Origin of the sequence: Achromobacter pulmonis (genome assembly GCF_902859765.1) — a bacterium.
GTDB classification, from domain to species: domain Bacteria; phylum Pseudomonadota; class Gammaproteobacteria; order Burkholderiales; family Burkholderiaceae_B; genus Achromobacter; species Achromobacter pulmonis.
In genome coordinates, this window is record NZ_CADIJV010000003.1 from 346,497 (window position 1) to 362,524 (window position 16,028).

The 16,028-nt window shown below is 69.1% G+C and carries 17 protein-coding genes; 9 read left to right on the forward strand and 8 right to left on the reverse strand.

The genetic code is table 11. The annotated features are described in order from the left end of the window. The first annotated feature begins 115 nt into the window (after nt 1–115). Entirely contained in the window at nt 116–916 is an 801-nt protein-coding gene (gene pcaD / locus HV701_RS04955; protein ID WP_175131948.1) for a 3-oxoadipate enol-lactonase, read from the forward strand. A 36-nt stretch (nt 917–952) separates the two neighbouring features. Here pcaD and HV701_RS04960 read toward each other — a convergent pair whose 3' ends face one another. Beyond that, the gene (locus HV701_RS04960; RefSeq protein ID WP_175131949.1) at nt 953–1,849 is read right to left on the reverse strand and encodes a helix-turn-helix transcriptional regulator; all 897 of its coding nucleotides are present in this window, start codon (nt 1,847–1,849) and stop codon (nt 953–955) included. A 122-nt stretch (nt 1,850–1,971) separates the two neighbouring features. Further along, the gene (locus HV701_RS04965) at nt 1,972–2,874 is read right to left on the reverse strand and encodes an NAD(P)/FAD-dependent oxidoreductase (RefSeq protein WP_175131950.1); all 903 of its coding nucleotides are present in this window, start codon (nt 2,872–2,874) and stop codon (nt 1,972–1,974) included. A gap of 123 nt (nt 2,875–2,997) precedes the next feature. On the opposite strand from HV701_RS04965, the gene folB reads away from it, so the two are divergent. Then, nucleotides 2,998–3,357: a dihydroneopterin aldolase gene (gene folB / locus HV701_RS04970; protein WP_006392515.1), complete on the forward strand. Its 360-nt coding sequence runs from the start codon at nt 2,998–3,000 to the stop codon at nt 3,355–3,357. 2 nt (nt 3,358–3,359) lie between these two features. Then, a complete protein-coding gene (gene ttcA, locus HV701_RS04975) occupies nt 3,360–4,376 on the forward strand; it encodes a tRNA 2-thiocytidine(32) synthetase TtcA (protein ID WP_244957789.1) in 1,017 nt (338 codons plus the stop codon). Between the two features lie 90 nt (nt 4,377–4,466). On the opposite strand, the gene HV701_RS04980 is transcribed toward ttcA, so the two are convergent. The 5 genes from HV701_RS04980 to apaG form a co-directional block, all read right to left on the reverse strand. Next, nucleotides 4,467–5,423, reverse strand: a complete 957-nt coding sequence (locus HV701_RS04980; RefSeq protein ID WP_175131951.1) for a D-2-hydroxyacid dehydrogenase family protein — start codon at nt 5,421–5,423, stop codon at nt 4,467–4,469. Between the two features lie 63 nt (nt 5,424–5,486). Beyond that, a complete protein-coding gene (locus tag HV701_RS04985; RefSeq protein WP_175131952.1) occupies nt 5,487–6,287 on the reverse strand; it encodes a DsbC family protein in 801 nt (266 codons plus the stop codon). 145 nt (nt 6,288–6,432) lie between these two features. Continuing rightward, nucleotides 6,433–7,602, reverse strand: a complete 1,170-nt coding sequence (locus HV701_RS04990; RefSeq protein ID WP_175131953.1) for a UbiH/UbiF family hydroxylase — start codon at nt 7,600–7,602, stop codon at nt 6,433–6,435. Next, nucleotides 7,599–8,900 (reverse strand): murein transglycosylase A, encoded by a 1,302-nt coding sequence (mltA, locus tag HV701_RS04995; RefSeq protein WP_175131954.1) that lies wholly within the window; start codon nt 8,898–8,900, stop codon nt 7,599–7,601. The genes HV701_RS04990 and mltA overlap by 4 nt, the downstream gene beginning before the upstream one ends. A gap of 39 nt (nt 8,901–8,939) precedes the next feature. Further along, nucleotides 8,940–9,314: a Co2+/Mg2+ efflux protein ApaG gene (gene apaG, locus HV701_RS05000; protein ID WP_054503625.1), complete on the reverse strand. Its 375-nt coding sequence runs from the start codon at nt 9,312–9,314 to the stop codon at nt 8,940–8,942. A gap of 45 nt (nt 9,315–9,359) precedes the next feature. Between apaG and rpe the strand changes: the two genes are divergently transcribed. The 6 genes from rpe to trpC all read left to right on the forward strand — a co-directional run bounded on the left by rpe (nt 9,360) and on the right by trpC (nt 15,063). Next, nucleotides 9,360–10,079: a ribulose-phosphate 3-epimerase gene (gene rpe / locus HV701_RS05005; RefSeq protein ID WP_175131955.1), complete on the forward strand. Its 720-nt coding sequence runs from the start codon at nt 9,360–9,362 to the stop codon at nt 10,077–10,079. A gap of 11 nt (nt 10,080–10,090) precedes the next feature. Continuing rightward, nucleotides 10,091–10,798 (forward strand): phosphoglycolate phosphatase, encoded by a 708-nt coding sequence (locus HV701_RS05010; protein ID WP_175131956.1) that lies wholly within the window; start codon nt 10,091–10,093, stop codon nt 10,796–10,798. 289 nt (nt 10,799–11,087) lie between these two features. Further along, a complete protein-coding gene (trpE, locus tag HV701_RS05015; protein WP_175131957.1) occupies nt 11,088–12,608 on the forward strand; it encodes an anthranilate synthase component I in 1,521 nt (506 codons plus the stop codon). A 59-nt stretch (nt 12,609–12,667) separates the two neighbouring features. Continuing rightward, nucleotides 12,668–13,234, forward strand: coding sequence for an aminodeoxychorismate/anthranilate synthase component II (locus tag HV701_RS05020; RefSeq protein WP_175131958.1), 567 nt, complete (start codon nt 12,668–12,670; stop codon nt 13,232–13,234). A 12-nt stretch (nt 13,235–13,246) separates the two neighbouring features. After that, nucleotides 13,247–14,278, forward strand: coding sequence for an anthranilate phosphoribosyltransferase (trpD, locus tag HV701_RS05025; protein ID WP_175131959.1), 1,032 nt, complete (start codon nt 13,247–13,249; stop codon nt 14,276–14,278). Next, a complete protein-coding gene (gene trpC / locus HV701_RS05030; protein WP_175131960.1) occupies nt 14,275–15,063 on the forward strand; it encodes an indole-3-glycerol phosphate synthase TrpC in 789 nt (262 codons plus the stop codon). Before trpD ends, trpC begins: the two co-directional genes overlap by 4 nt. A 7-nt stretch (nt 15,064–15,070) precedes the next feature. Here trpC and HV701_RS05035 read toward each other — a convergent pair. Continuing rightward, nucleotides 15,071–16,028 (reverse strand): sigma-54-dependent Fis family transcriptional regulator (locus tag HV701_RS05035; protein ID WP_175131961.1); only part of this gene is annotated, 958 nt, incomplete at its 5' end.

Here is a 16,028-nt window from a genome sequence, read left to right on the forward strand (position 1 = left end):
AGGATGGGCCGCAACTACGATCCGTCTCACGGTCGACACCGTTGCCCGGCCCGGCAGATGAGCGCGACATCGCCCCGAGCCCCGCACCTCCCTCATACAAGACAGGACGCTCATCATGACTACCGACACGACTTTCATCACCACGGGCGACGGCGCCCGCATCGCTTACCGCTGGGACGGCGACGCCGGCCTGCCGGTGCTGGCCCTGTCCAACTCCATCGGCACCACGCTGCGCATGTGGGACGACCTGGTGCCGGCGCTGGCGCGGCACTTCTGCGTGCTGCGCTTCGACACCCGCGGCCATGGCGATTCCAGCGTGCCGGCCGGCCCCTATTCGCTGGACCGGCTCGGCCGCGACGTGCTGGAGCTGTTCGATGCGCTGGGCGTGGAACGCGCCCACTTCCTCGGCCTGTCGCTGGGCGGCATCATCGGCCAATGGCTGGGCGTGCATGCGCCGGACCGCATCGACCGCCTGATCCTGGCCAACACCTCGCCCTATCTCGGGCCCGCGCCGCAATGGGACGAGCGCATCGCCGCCACGCTGCAGGCGCCGGACATGAAGGAGTCCGCCGAGACCTTCCTGGCGAACTGGTTCCCGGCCGCGATGCTGCAGGCCGGCGGACCGGTCATCGACACGTTCCGCGACATGCTGCTCAACACCGACCGGCACGGCCTGGCGGGCGCGTTCGCGGCGGTGCGCGATGCCGACCTGCGCCGCACCATCGCGCTGATCCCGCGGCCGACGCTGGTGATCGCGGGCCGTGACGACACCGTCACCGCCGCCAGCCATGGCGAGCAGATCGCCGCGACCGTGCCCGGCGCGCAATGGCGCCTGCTGGAGGCGGTGCACCTGTCCAACATCGAACAACCGGATGAATTCCGCGAAGCGGTGCTGGGGTTCCTACTGGCGCGCTGAAGCCCGTGCTTGTCGCACCCGACGGCCCCGGCGCGCTCAGCGCAGGCTGCTGGGCACGGCGCCGAAACGGCGCCGGAAGGCCACCGAGAAATGCGCGGGCGCGTAGCCCACGTGCCAAGCCGCTTCGGACACGCTCAGGCCGCCGTTCAGGATCAGCTCGCGGCCGCGCGTCAGGCGCGTTTCCTGCAGATGGCGCGCCATGCTGACGCCGAAGGCGCGCTTGAACGCCAGGTCCAGCTGACGCGCGTTGAGCCCGAGTTCGCGCGCCAGCGCCGCGGGCGATGGCGCCTCGCGCAGATCGGCGGCCAGGCGGCGGTGCGCCTCGTGCGCCGCATCCAGTTCGCGGGCTGCGGCCACGGGCGACGCGGCGCCGCCAGCGGACAACGCCTGCCCGGCCTGGGCCAGGGCCACCGCCGCCAATTCCAGGCTCTTGGCCGCCAGATACAGCGCGCGCGCCGCGCCCTCGTAGGGGCAGACCCGCACCTGGGCCGCGACGCGCCGCGCCTCGCGGCCCGCCGCGCCGTGCCAGAAGACGGGGCCGTCGGCGCCCGCCGCGGGATCCAGGCCCCGCAGGAAATCAGGGTCGATGCCCAGTTCGTCGCGCAGTTGCCCCGCCGGCAACGTCGCCAGCGTAAATTGCTGGTCGACGCCGGCCTCGAACGCGTCGGCGCCGCGCGCCTGCCCCGGCGCCCAGGCCAGGCACAGCACTGGGCCGCGCAGGGCCAGCGACTGGCGGTCCTCGACCCGGCTGCTGACGCGCCCGTCGAGCAGGATGACCTTCAGGCCGAGATACAGGGCTTCTTCGCGCCATTCGGTGCGGCCACGGCGGAACACGCCGGCGCGCAGGCCGCGGCCGTTGGCGAGATCGAAGGCCGCGTCGATGCGGTGATAGTCGGCGGCGGCCGTAGCGCGGCTGGCGCGGGAATGGAACATGGGAAACGATCCGGGAGGACCGGACAGGCTTATTTGAGAATAATTATTATTACCCGTGCGCTGGCGGAACTCAATCCGGACGCGTGCGCAGCCGGCGGCGCATCGTGGCGGCGCGCCCGGCGCTACTCCCCGGCTCGTTCCCAGCGCCGCTGGATCGCCTTGGCGGCCACCACGCCGTCCGCCATCGACGTGACCACGCAGGGACGCATGCGGTGGGCCACCTCGCCGATGGCGTAGATGTCCGGCACGCTGGTCTCGGCGGTGGCGAAATCGGTGCGGATGTAGCCACGCTCGTCGCGCGCCAGCTGCAGGCCGTCGGCAAACGCCGCCTGCGGCTCCCAGCCGTAGAACACCAGGATCAGGTCATAGCGCTGGCCGTCGACGCTGCGCGTGGCCGGGTCGACCTGATACGGGCCGATGCGCACGCCTTCCTTGCCGGCGCGCAGCACCCATTGCTGCTGCGCCCGCACGCTGCGGGCGTACAGGTGCACCGCGCGGGCGCCGCGGTTGCGCACGTAGACGTAGTTCTCGAAAGCGTTGTCGCCGCCGCCCAGCACCGCCACCGACAGGCCGGAGTAGTCCTGCGCCACGATGGGCGAACCCGGCCCGATCAGCACGCCGGGCCAGCTGGAGCCGGGCGGATGTTCCGGAAAGCCCTTGGCACGCACGCCCGAGGCGATCACCAGGGTGCGGCCGCGCACCTGCGATACGTCCCCATTGGTGCCGGAAAGCGTTGCCTCGATGCCGCCCTTGCACGGCCGCACGGCCGTCACCCGGGTGTCCAGGCGCAGCGGCACGCCCGCGGCGCGCACGCTGGTGTCGATGTTGGCGGCCACCTGTTCGCCGGTCATGCCGGGCAGCACCGCGATCCAGTCGTCGACGAATGGGTTGCCCGCGCTCAGGCCGCCCAGGCGGCCGCCGGCCTCGACCAGCAGCGGCGCCAGGCCGAGCCGGGCCAGCCAGAGGGCGCAGGAGGCGCCGGCCGGGCCGCCCCCTACAATGACCGCATCGTGCATCTGTTGCATTTCATCCCTTGTTCGCCGTCGCCGCCCCCGCGCGGGCGCCCGGCCATGGCCGGATTGTAGCCAGCGGACCCGGCCCGGTCCGCCGCCGCCTTACAATTCCGGGATTCCACCCAGGTTTTCATCATGCCCACTCGCCGCATCATCCTTTCCGGGCTCGCGCTCGACGCCCGCATCGGCATCCTCGAACACGAACGCCGCGCGACCCAGCCGCTGCACGTCGATGCCGAATTCGACGTCGACATCCAGCGCTCGGTCGATGACCACGACATCCACAGCGTGCTGGACTACCGCCGCCTGCGCGAGGCCATCGTTGAGGAATGCACCCAGGCGCACGTGAACCTGATCGAAACCCTGGTGGAACAAGTCGCCGCGCGCCTGTTGGCCGACTTCCATGAAATCCGCTCGCTGCGCCTGCGCATCAGCAAGCCCATGGCCTTTTCCGACTGTGCGGCGGTGGGCGTGGAAATCCAGATCTCGCGTTGACCATGAACGATATCGCCTCCCCTGACATCCGCGCCGTGGCGGAAAACACCGATGCGGCGGCGCCGGCTGGCCCCGCCGCCGTGGCCGGCCCCGACGACAAGAAGGCCCGCCACGAAGGCAACAAGCTGACCAAGCGGCTGGCGCGCGAAACCACGCGCGCCATTTCCGACTACAACATGATCGAGTCGGGCGACCGCGTGATGGTGTGCCTGTCGGGCGGCAAGGACTCCTACGCCATGCTGGACATCCTGCTCCAGCTGCAAAAGCGCGCGCCGTTCCCGTTCGAGCTGATCGCGGTCAACCTCGACCAGAAGCAGCCCGGCTTTCCCGCCGACATCCTGCCGCGCTACCTCACCGAGCTGGGCGTGAAGTTCCACATCGAGACCCAGGACACCTACTCCATCGTCACGCGCGTGCTCGAAGAGGGCAAGACGATGTGCTCGCTCTGTTCGCGCCTGCGCCGCGGCATCCTTTACCGCGTGGCCTCGGAGCTGGGCGCCACCAAGATCGCGCTCGGCCATCACCGCGACGACATCCTGGGCACCTTCTTCCTGAACCTGTTCTACGGCGGCAAGGCCAAGGGCATGCCGCCCAAGCTGGTGTCCGATGACGGCCGCCACACCGTCATCCGGCCGCTGGCCTACGTGCCGGAAACCGACCTGATCGCCTACGCCGAACTCAAGCAGTTCCCGATCATCCCCTGCAACCTGTGCGGCTCCCAGGAAAACCTGAAGCGCAAGGAAGTCGGCCGCATGATCAAGGAATGGGACCGGCAACATCCGGGCCGTTCATGGAACGTCTTCAACGCGCTCTCGCGGGTAGTGCCGTCGCACCTGATGGACCGCGACCTGTTCGATTTCGTCGGCCTCAAGCCGACCGGGGTGCCGGATGCCAATGGCGACACGGCATTCGACGCGGTCGATCCGTCGGCGGCAACCGACGAGGCCTGTGGCGATACGCCCGCCACGCCGGATGCGGCCGGCATCGTCGAAAAGAAAGTCATCTTCACCCGCGGCTGAACGCCGCCCCGCGCGCGCCGAACGCGCACGGCAAAAGGCCCCGAAGACCCACCCGCCGGTGGATTTTCGGGGCCTTTTCGTCGAGCCGGCTCAGGCGTTCAACACCCGCACCGGCTGACCGTCACGCCAGGCCTTCACGGCCTCCAACGCGTTGCGGTAGAAGGCCTCGAAGTTCTCGCGGCTGACATAGCCCAGGTGTGGCGTCAGGATGACATTGTCCAGGTCGCGCACGCTGTCGGTTGGCGATAGCGGCTCTTCCGGATACACGTCCAGGCCGGCGCCGGCGATGCGGAACTTCACCAGCGCGTCCATCAACGCCTCCTGGTCCACCAGTCCGGCGCGCGAGGTGTTCACCAGGTAGGCGGTCGGCTTCATCGCGGCCAACGCGGCGGCATCGACGATATGGCGGCTGCGCTCGGACAGGATCAGATGCAGGCTGACCACGTCGGAGGTCGAGAACAGTTCGTGCTTGTCGACCCGCGTGACGCCGGCCTCGCGGGCGCGCTCGTCGGTCAGGTTGGGGCTCCAGGCCACCACGTCCATGCCGAAGGCCAGCCCGACCCTGGCCACCGCGGCGCCCAGCTTGCCCAGCCCCAGCACGCCGAGCCGCTTGCCGGCCAGGGGTTCGGGCATGCCGGTCTGCCACATGCCGCGGCGCATTGCCGCGTCTTCGGCGGGCAAGTGCTTGAACAGGCCCAGGATATGGGCCCAGGCCAGTTCGGCGGTGGCGGTGCTGGCGTCAGCGCTGCCCGGCGCGCCGCTGACCACGATGCCCTGCGCGGCACAGGCCGGCAGGTCGATGGCGTTGTTGCGCATGCCGGTGGTGACCAGCAGGCGCAGGTTCGGCAGCGCGCGGATGCGGCCGGCGGGGAACGGCGTGCGTTCGCGCATGGCCACGATCACGTCGAAGGGTTCGAGCGTCGCGTCGACCTGGTCATCGGGGATGAAGTTGTTGAAGATCCGCACTTCGGCATCGCCGCCGAGGGATTCCCAATCCGCGTAGCGCTTGGCGACGTCGTGGTAATCGTCGAGTATTGCGATTTTCAAGTCTGTCTCCGGGTGGCGTGGCGCTTGCCGCGCCAGCCGCCCGGCCGACGCGACCCGCGCCGGTCAGTTCAATCGTGCCTTGAGCTGGTCCAGCGGCAGTGCGCCGCTGATGCGCGAGCCGTCGGCAAAAAACAGGGTCGGGGTGCCGCGCACCATCAGTTGCTTGCCCAGCGCCAGCAGCTTGTCCTCGGGCACGCTGCAATCGGCGGCGGCCGGCTTCTTGCCGCGCAGCATCCAGTCATCCCAGGCCTGGCCCGGGTCCGAGGCGCACCAGACATCGCGCACCTTGGTATTGGAGTCCGGCGACAGGATTGGATAGAGGAAGGTGTAGACGGTGATGTTGTCAACGTCTTCCAGCGTCTTGCGCAGCTGCTTGCAGTAGCCGCAGTTGGGATCTTCGAAAATCGCGACCTTGCGCGAACCGTCGCCCTTGACCTGCTTGAGGGCCAGGTCCAGCGGCAGCTGATCGAACGGGATCGAACCGAGCTTTTCCTGCGACTCGCGCGTGACGTCGCGGCGCGTCATGGCGTCGATCAGCGGCCCTTCCATGACCCAGGTCACTTTTTCATCGGTGTAGATCAGGTCCATGCCCACCTGCACCTCGAACAGCCCATAGGGCGTGCGGCGCACCGCGGTCACGTCCATGCCGGTGAAGCGCTGCCGGAAACGGTCCTTGACCGCGTCCGCCACCGGGTCCGCCGGCGCCACCTGGGTGGTGGCATAGCGCTTGCTGCCCTTGTCCGTCTGGCCGACCGCAGTGGTGGAGACGGATTTGTCGCCGGCGGCGTGCGCCAGGGCGCCGGACAGGCCCAGACCCGCGGCCATGCAACTGGCGGCCAATACGGCGGGGAAACGGAAATTCATGCGGACTCCTGTTTGGATCGTGACATATCGCGGTCTACGGCCGAAAGCGTAACCGATGCATTCCCCGCGCCGCGGGAATGCGCGCCCGGGGGAGCCGGAATCAGACCTGCCGGCCGCCGCCGGGTTCCACGCCGGCGGCTGATGCTCAGTTGGTCGACGCCCCGGCGATCAGGCGCCGCTTGATCAACGGCGCGCGCTCGACCCAATGCATGCCGGCGTTGCGCAGCCAGGCCAGCGGCGTGGCGCGCGAGCCGAACAGCTTGTGCAGGCCGTCGGTGGCCAGCCGCAGGGCCAGCACCGGCTCGGCGCGGGCGCGCTGGTAGCGGTGCAGCACCCGCAGGTCGCCGGCCTGGCGGTAGGACTCGCGCCCGGCCACGGTGCGCGCCAGCGCCTCGACGTCGCCCAGGCCCAGGTTCAGCCCCTGCCCCGCCAGCGGATGCAGGCGGTGGGCGGCGTCGCCGGCCAGCGCGATGCCAGGCGCCACCATCTGCGCGCGTTCCAGCGTCAGCGGGAAGCCATGCAGCTTGCTGCGCACCTTCAGGCGGCCCAACCGGCCCTGCGCCGCGTGCTCCAGCAGCGACTCCAGCCGGGGCGCCTGCGCGTCGGGGGGCAAGGCCAGCAATTCCCGCGCCTGCGCGTCGCGCATCGACCAGACCATCGACACCTGCGGACCGTCGGCCGTATCCGGCAGCGGCAGCAGCGCCAGCACGCCGTCGTCGCGGAACCACTGGAAGGCGGTGCCCTGGTGGGCGCGCTCGGCGTCCAGGTTCACCACCAGCCCGGTGTCGTTGTAGGAGACCGCATCGTGCTTGAGGCCGGCGGCGGTGCGCAGCGGCGAGGCCGCGCCATCGGCGCCGACGAACAATTCGGCCTGGATGCGCGCGCCGCTCTCGGTTTCCACCGTGCCGGCCTGGTAGCCGGTGCAGCGGTCTTCCAGCCAGGGGATGCCGAACATGCGCACCGCCTGGATCAGCACCCGCTCGATTTCGCCGGATTCGACGATCCAGGCCAATTGCGGCAGCGCCGCCTGCCAGGCGTTCAGGTGCACCAGGCCGTCGGCGTCGCCATGGATCTCCATGGCCTGCACCGGCGTCAGGCGGGCCGACGGCATCGCCTCCCACACGCCCAGCTCGGCCAGGAAACGCTGGCTGGCGGGCGAAATGGCGTAGACGCGCGCATGGTAATGGTTGGGATCGGCCGGCGGCACGGTCACGCGCGGCGCCAGCAGGGCCACGCGCTGGCCGCGGCGGGCCAGCGCCAGGGCCGAGGACAGGCCGACGATGCCGGCCCCGCAAACCACGATCTGGTGTGTCATCTTGCGCTCGGCTCCCCGGCCTGTTTCGGCCACAGCAGCCACATCTGGCCGCGTTGCTTCATGCGTCCGGCCTGCTGGCCGGCCTCATCGCCGAAGCCCCAGTAGAAGTCGGCGCGCGCCGCGCCGCGGATGGCGGTGCCGGTGTCCTGCGCGAACACCAGGCGCTGCAGCGGCCGGTCGGAAGCCGGGAAGGTGGTGGCCAGGAACACCGGCGTGCCCAGCGGCACGAAACCGGCGTCCACCGCGATGGCGCGTTTCGGCGCCAGGTTGACGCCATAGGCGCCCTTGGGCCCGAGTTCGGGGTCGATCACCGGCTCTTCGCGGAAGAACACCACGGCCGGGTTGGCATTGAGCATTTCGGGCACGCGCTTGGGATTGCGCCGGGCCCAGGCGCGGATGTTCTGCATCGAGGCCTGGTCGGCGGACAGTTCGCCGCGCTCGGCCAGCCAGCGGCCGATGGATACGTAGGGCTGGCCGTTGTGGTCGGCGTAGGCCACGCGGATGGTCTTGCCGCTGTCGGGGCCGTCGGTCAGCAGCACGCGGCCCGAGCCCTGCACCTGCAGGAAGAAATTGTCGACCGGGTCGTCCACCCACACCACTACCGGCGGGCGGCGGCCGGAGGCCTCGATGGCGGCGCGGGTGTCGTAGGGCACGACGCGCTTGCCTTCGAGCTTGCCGCGCACACGCTTGCCGGCCAGGTCGGGGTAGACCGAGCCCAGGTCGATGGTCAGCAGGTCGGCCGGCACCGCGTACAGCGGCCATTGGTAGTTGCCGCCCTGGCGGCGCGAGCCGCGCACCAACGGCTCGTAATAGCCAGTGACGGTATTGGTGGCCGGCTTGCCGTCGGCCGTGTTCAGGCGCCACGGTTGCAGATAGGTCTGCAGGAAGCGGCGCACGCCCTCGGGATCGTTGGCGGCCGGCGCCCGCGACGGGTCGGCCGCAGCGGCACAGACCGGCTGCCAGGCGCGCGGCGTGGCGCGCGCGGGCGCGGCCAGGTTGCCGCTGGTCGGGCGCATCAGCCCCTTGCAGTTGCGCAGGAACAGGGGCCAGAACTGGCTCAGGTCGTCGCTGCTCCAGCCCGGCATCTCGGCCCAGGTGCCGGCCTTGTACTTGCCGGCCAGGGCGCGCGGCGGCGTATCGGGCAGGGCCGACAGCGCCGGCACCACCAGCGGGCCGTCGACGGCCGCGGGGCGGGCGCCGGGCGCGCCGGGCCCGCCGGACTCGGGCGGGATCTCTGAAGGGGTGGTACACGCCGCCAGCAGGACCGACAGCACGGACAGGCTAAGAATGCGCTTCATGAGCAGATGGAAAACCGTACAACGTATGGCCGCGTCCCGTCAGTGCAGGGTGCGCGGCATGGCCAGGACGAATTCGGAAATCGGCACTTCGAACGGAATGCCGTTCTCGCCGACGCAATGATAGGTGCCGCGCATCGTGCCGACCGGCGTGGGCAGCGGGCAGCCGCTGGTGTATTCGAAGGTCTCGCCCGGCGCCAGCAGCGGCTGCTGGCCCACCACGCCCAGCCCGCGCACTTCCTGCACGCGCTGGTTGCCATCGGTGATAATCCAGTGGCGGCTGATCACCTGGGCCGGATGCTCACCGGTGTTGGTGATGCGCACGGTATAGGCGAACACGAACTGCTGTTCGCCGGGATCGGACTGTTCAGGCACGAAGCGCGGAGTGACAGAGACGCTCAGGTCGTAGGGTTTCACAGTCCTTTCCTGTGTGGCACGAGCAAGCTGCAATAATGGCACATTATGCCCTTACCCACCCCGAACGCCATGTCTACCACCACCCGCATCACCCCCAGCATCCTGTCCGCCGACTTCGCCCGCCTGGGCGAGGAAGTGCGCGATGTGGTCGCCGCCGGCGCCGACTGGATCCACTTCGATGTGATGGACAACCACTATGTGCCCAACCTGACCATCGGCCCCATGGTCTGCGCGGCGATCCGTCCCCATGTTTCCGTGCCGATCGACGTGCACCTCATGGTGGAGCCGGTGGACGCCCTGGTGCCGATGTTCGCCAAGGCCGGCGCCAACTACATCAGCTTCCACCCGGAAGCCAGCCGCCACGTCGACCGCACCCTGTCGCTGATCCGCGAGAACGGCTGTAAGGCCGGCCTGGTGTTCAACCCCGCCACGCCGCTGTCCTACCTGGACCACGTCATGGACAAGGTCGACCTGGTGCTGATCATGTCGGTCAACCCGGGCTTTGGCGGCCAGAGCTTCATCCCCGGCGCGCTGGCCAAGCTGCGCGAGGCCCGCGCCCGCATCGACGCCTGGACCCAGGCCGGCGGCCAGGAGATCTTGCTGCAAGTGGACGGCGGCGTGAAGATCGACAACATCGCCGAAATCCGCCGCGCCGGCGCCGACACCTTCGTGGCCGGCTCGGCCATCTTCGGCAAGCCCGACTACCCCGGCATCATCAAGTCCATGCGCGAGCAGATCGCCATCGGCGAAACCACCGCCGTCTGAGGAAAGCCGCCATGACTCCCTTTCGCGCCGCGCTGCTGGACCTGGACGGCACCCTGCTCGACTCCATCCCCGACCTGGCCTTCGCCGCCAACGCCATGCGCGTCGAACTCGGCATGATCGCGCTGCGCGAGGATGTCGTGGCCACCTTCGTCGGCAAGGGGGTGGACAACCTGGTGCGCCGCAGCCTGGCCGGCAGCCTGGACGCCGCCGACCCGTCGCCCGAGGACTTCGCCCTGGCGCGCGAGGCCTTCTACCGCCACTACCACCTGGTCAACGGCGAACGCGCCCAGGTCTACCCGGGCGTCATCGAAGGCCTCAAGCATATGCGCGGCCAGGGTCTGAAGCTGGCCGTGGTCACCAACAAGCCCACCGAATTCACCCTGCCGCTGCTGCAACGCACCGGCCTGGCGGGGTTTTTCGACGCCGTGGTGTGCGGCGACACCTGCGCCCGCCGCAAGCCCGACCCGGACCAGGTGCTGCACGCCTGCGAACTGCTGGGCGTGACGGTGGCCGAAGCCGTCACCATCGGCGATTCCATCAACGACGCCCAGGCCGGGCGCAGCGCCGGCACCCAGGTGCTGGTGGTGCCGTATGGCTACAACGAGGGCCGTGACGTGCGCGAGCTCGATGTCGATGGTATAGTGGACACGCTCGTCAACGCCGCCCAGTGGGTGGCGCTCTGGAACCAAAACCAGAACGCCGCCAAGGCCCAGGCCTGAAACCGGGTCCGCGCTGCCTGACGGCACCCGCTTCACGGCACCTGAATTACCGAATCGACATCACCCAAATGAACGTTTCCATCCAGAACCAGATGCTCGGCGCCTCGTGGCGCTGGTGGCGTTTGTCTTCCGGGTGGCGATGATTCCCTTCCCGGCCCTGGACGCGTCCCAGCCTCCCAGCGCCGATACTGTGTAGAACACAGAGCCAAGCCCGGAACCAGTAACCTGGACCGGGCTTTTTGTTGTGTGCCCGGTCCCAAGCAGATACCCATCGCCCACGAGACCCGCCATGACCGAAATCGAATTCAAAGCCCTCGCCGCCCAAGGCTACAACCGCATCCCGCTGGTCGCCGAGACCTACGCCGACCTGGACACCCCGCTGGGCATCTACCTGAAGTTGGCCCACGCCGGCCCGCAGGGCGGCCGCATGACCTGCCTGATGGAATCGGTGGTGGGCGGCGAACGCTTCGGCCGCTATTCCTTCATCGGCCTGCCGGCCCGCACGGTGATCCGCGCCAGCGGCACCCGCACCGAAGTGCTGCACGACGGCCAGGTGGTGGAAACCCATGACGGCGATCCGCTGGCCTTCATCGAGCAGTACCAGGCCCGTTTCAAGGTGGCCCTGCGCCCCGGCATGCCGCGCTTCTGCGGCGGCCTGGCCGGCTATTTCGGCTACGACACGGTGCGCCACATCGAGCCGTGCCTGGGCCCCGCCGTCAAACCGTTCCCGGCCGGCATGGAAGGCGGCACCCCCGACCTGATGCTGATGCACGTGGACGAGCTGGTCATCGTCGACAACCTGGCCGGCCGCATCTACCTGATGGTCTACGCCGACCCGGGCCAGCCCGAAAGCTACAGCCGCGCGCAGCAGCGCCTGCACGACCTGCGCGCGCGCCTGCGACGCCCGGTCGAGATCCCCTACAGCCACGCCAGCATGCAGACCGAGGAACGGCGCGACTTCAAGAAGGAAGACTACCTGGCGGCCGTGCGCCGCGCCAAGGAGCACATCGCCGCCGGCGACCTGATGCAGGTGCAGATCGGCCAGGTCATCGCCAAGCCCTTCCGCGACTCCCCCCTCTCGCTGTACCGCGCCCTGCGCTCGCTCAATCCCTCTCCCTACATGTACTTCTGGAACTTCGGTGATTTCCAGGTGGTCGGCGCCTCGCCCGAGATCCTGGTGCGCCAGGAGCGCGTGGTGGTGGACGGCGCGCCCAAGTCGCAGGTCACCATCCGCCCGCTGGCCGGCACCCGCAAGCGCGGCGCCACGCCCGAGGAAGACGCCGCCCTGGCCGCCGAGCTCAAGGCCGATCCCAAGGAAGTGGCCGAGCACGTGATGCTGATCGATCTGGCCCGCAACGACGTCGGCCGCGTCGCCGAAGTGGGTTCGGTCAAGGTCAGCGACACCATGGTGATCGAGCGCTATTCGCACGTGATGCATCTGGTGTCCAACGTCACCGGCAACTTGAATCCCGGCATGAGCAGCATGGACGTGCTGCGCGCCTCGTTCCCGGCCGGCACCTTGACCGGCGCGCCCAAGGTCGAGGCCATGAAGATCATCGACGAACTCGAACCCGTGCGCCGCGGCATCTACGGCGGCGCGGCCGGCTACCTCAGCTATGGCGGCGAAATGGACGTGGCCATCGCCATCCGCACCGGCGTCATCAAGGACGGCACGCTGTACGTGCAGGCCGCCGCCGGCATCGTTGCCGACTCCAATCCCGAAGCCGAATGGGCCGAGACCGAGGCCAAGGCCCGCGCCGTGCTGCGCGCCGCCGAGCAGGTCCAGCACGGCCTGGACGAGCCCATCTGAGACGCCCGACGCCCCCAATGACCGCCCCGGGCCGCGCGCCGGCCCGCCTGGAGAAAAAAATGCTGTTGATGATCGACAACTACGACTCGTTTACCTACAACCTGGTCCAGTACTTCGGTGAGCTGGGCGAGGACGTGCGCGTGGCGCGCAACGACCAGATCACCCTGGAAGAGATCGCCGCGCTCAACCCCGACCGCATCTGCGTGTCGCCCGGCCCCTGCTCGCCGGCCGAGGCCGGCATCTCGGTGCCCGTCATCCAGGCCTTCGCCGGCAAGAAGCCGATCCTGGGCGTATGCCTGGGCCACCAGGCCATCGGCGCCGCCTATGGCGGCGACATCGTCCGCGCCCAGCAGATCATGCACGGCAAGACCGTGCAGATTTCGCATACCGGAACGGACATCTTCACCGGCCTGCCGACGCCGTACACTGTCATCCGCTACAACTCGCTGACCATCGACCCGGCGACCCTGCCCGACTGCCTGGCCGTGACCGCCACGGCCCCGGATGGCGACATCATGGGCGTGCGCCACAAGACGCTGCCCCTGTACGGAGTACAGTTCCATCCCGAATCCGTGCTCAGCGAACACGGCCACGCCCTGCTGCGCAATTTCCTGAACCTCGCCTAAGAAGGACGCACCGTGACGATCTCCCCCTCCGAAGCGCTGACGCGCTGTATCGAACACCGCGAAATTTTCCACGACGAAATGCTGCACCTGATGCGCACGCTGATGCGCGGCGAGATGTCGCCGCAGATCGCCAGCGCGCTGCTGATGGGCCTGCGCGTGAAAAAGGAAACGATCGGCGAAATCACCGCGGCTGCGCAGGTCATGCGCGAATTCGCCACGCCGGTGGTCACGCCCAACCCCGAAGACCTGCTCGACATGTGCGGCACCGGCGGCGACGGCAGCCACACCTTCAACATTTCCACCACCGCCATGTTCGTGGCGGCGGCGGCCGGCGTGCCCATCGCCAAGCACGGCAACCGCAGCGCCTCGTCCTCGAGCGGCAGCGCCGACGTGCTGGAAGCGCTGGGCGCCAACCTGGTGCTGACGCCCGAGCAGGTGGCCGAGTGCATCCAGGCCACCGGCATCGGCTTCATGTTCGCGCCGGCCCACCATGGCGCGATGAAGAACGTAGCCGCGGTCCGCAAGGAACTGGCGGTGCGCACCATCTTCAACATCCTCGGCCCGCTGACCAATCCGGCCGGCGCCGCCAACCAGTTGATGGGCGTGTTCCACCCCGACCTGGTCGGCATCCAGGTGCGCGTGCTGGAACGCCTGGGCTCGCGCCACGTGCTGGTGGTGCATGGCAAGGACGGCATGGACGAGGCCTCGCTGGGCGGCGCCACCCTGGTGGGCGAGCTCAAGGACGGCAAGATCAGCGAGTACGAGATCCACCCCGAGGACTACGGGCTATCCATGATGTCCAACCGCGGCATCAAGGTGTCCAATCGCGAACAATCGCGCGAGCTTGTCATTGAAGCGCTGGACAATGTCCCGGGCACCGCCCGTGATATCGTCGCGCTCAATGCGGGCCTGGCCATTTACGCAGGCAACAAAGCCGATTCCATTCCCGCAGCGTTAGCGCTAGCATTTGAACTGATCTCCACCGGCGCGGCGCGAGCCAAGCTGGAAGATTTCTGCGCATATACCCGGAAATTCCAGAAATGAACGATATTCTCGCGAAGATCCTCGCCGTCAAGGCCGAGGAAGTCGCCGCCGCGCGCCAGATGCGCAGCGAAGCCGAAGTCCTGCGCGAAGCGCAGGCGCGCCAGGACGTGCGCGGCTTCGCCCAGGCCATCGAAGACAAGATCTCGCAGGGCAAGGCCGGCGTCATCGCCGAAATCAAGAAGGCCTCGCCGTCCAAGGGCGTGCTGCGCGAGACCTTTCAACCGGCTGAAATTGCATCCTCGTATGCCGTGCATGGCGCGGCCTGCCTGTCGGTGCTGACCGACGTGCAGTTCTTCCAGGGCTCGCACGACCACCTGCGCCAGGCGCGCGCGGCGTGCTCGCTGCCGGTGCTGCGCAAGGACTTCGTGATCGACCCCTACCAGATCATCTCGGCGCGCGCGATGGGCGCCGACTGCGTGCTGCTGATCGTGGCCGCGCTCACCCCGGCGCAACTGCGCGAGATGGAAACGCTGGCCATGGAGCTGGGCATGGACGTGCTGGTGGAAGTGCACGATGCCCAGGAACTGGACATCGCGCTGACCCTCAAGACGCCGCTGCTGGGCATCAACAACCGCAATCTGCGCACCTTCGAGACCAGCCTGCAGAACACGCTGGATCTGTTGCCGCGCATTCCCGCCGGCAAGCGCGTGGTGACCGAGAGCGGCATCCTGGCGCCCGAGGACGTGCGCCGCATGCGCGAGCACAAGGTCGATGCCTTCCTGGTCGGCGAGGCCTTCATGCGCGCCCCCGACCCGGGCGCCGAGCTGGCCCGGCTGGTCGGCTGACCCCGGATCAGCGCGGACGCGCCACCCCCAGTGCGGCGGCGCGCCGGTATAACGTGCTGCGATGCACGCCCAGTGCGCGCGCCGCGGCGCTGACGTTGCCCGCGTGCGCGGCCAGCGCCGCCCGGATCGCATCGTCGGCCACCGCCTGCAGGCTGGTCGCGGGCGGCAGGGACGCCGCCACCGCCGCGCCGCCGATGTCGGCCGGCAGCATGTTGCGCTCGACCACGCCTGACGCGCCCGCCAGCACATGCAGCGTGCGCAGCACCGCCGCCAGTTGGCGGTAGTTGCCGGGCCAGGCATAGCGCACCAGGGTTTCCTCGATCTCGGCCGGCAACACCGGCCCCGCGCCTTGCGCGGCCCACTGCGCGCGCAATAGTTCACGCAGATCGACGCGCTCGCGCAGCGGCGCCAGCGTCACGGTGTATTCGGCGATGCGGAAATACAGGTCGGCGCGCACCGGCGCGCCGGCCCCTTCATGCGCCAGCGGACGATGGGTGGCGCACACCAGCGTGAAATCCACCGGCACCGGCCGCGCCGCGCCCAGCGGCGACACTTCGCGCGATTGCAGCACCCGCAGCAGGCGCGACTGCAATGCCAGCGGCATGTCGCCGATCTCGTCCAGGAACAGCACGCCGCCGTGCGCCTGCCGCAGCAAGCCCTTGCTGCCCTGGCGGCGCGCACCAGTGAACGCGCCGTCTTCGTAGCCGAACAATTCGGATTCGATCAGGGTTTCGGGCAGCGCCGCGCAATTGACCGCCACGAACGGGCCGCCGGCGCGGCGGCTGCGCGCGTGCAGCTGACGCGCGAACACTTCCTTGCCGGCCCCCGTCTCGCCTTGCAGCAGAATCGAAACGCCCGCGTCCGACAGATGCACCGCGCGCGCCAGCGCGCTCAGGGTGGCGGCGTCGAAGCTGGCCGCCTCGCCGCGCGCCAGCGGCGCCGGCGTGGCCGGCGTGGCTGGCAGG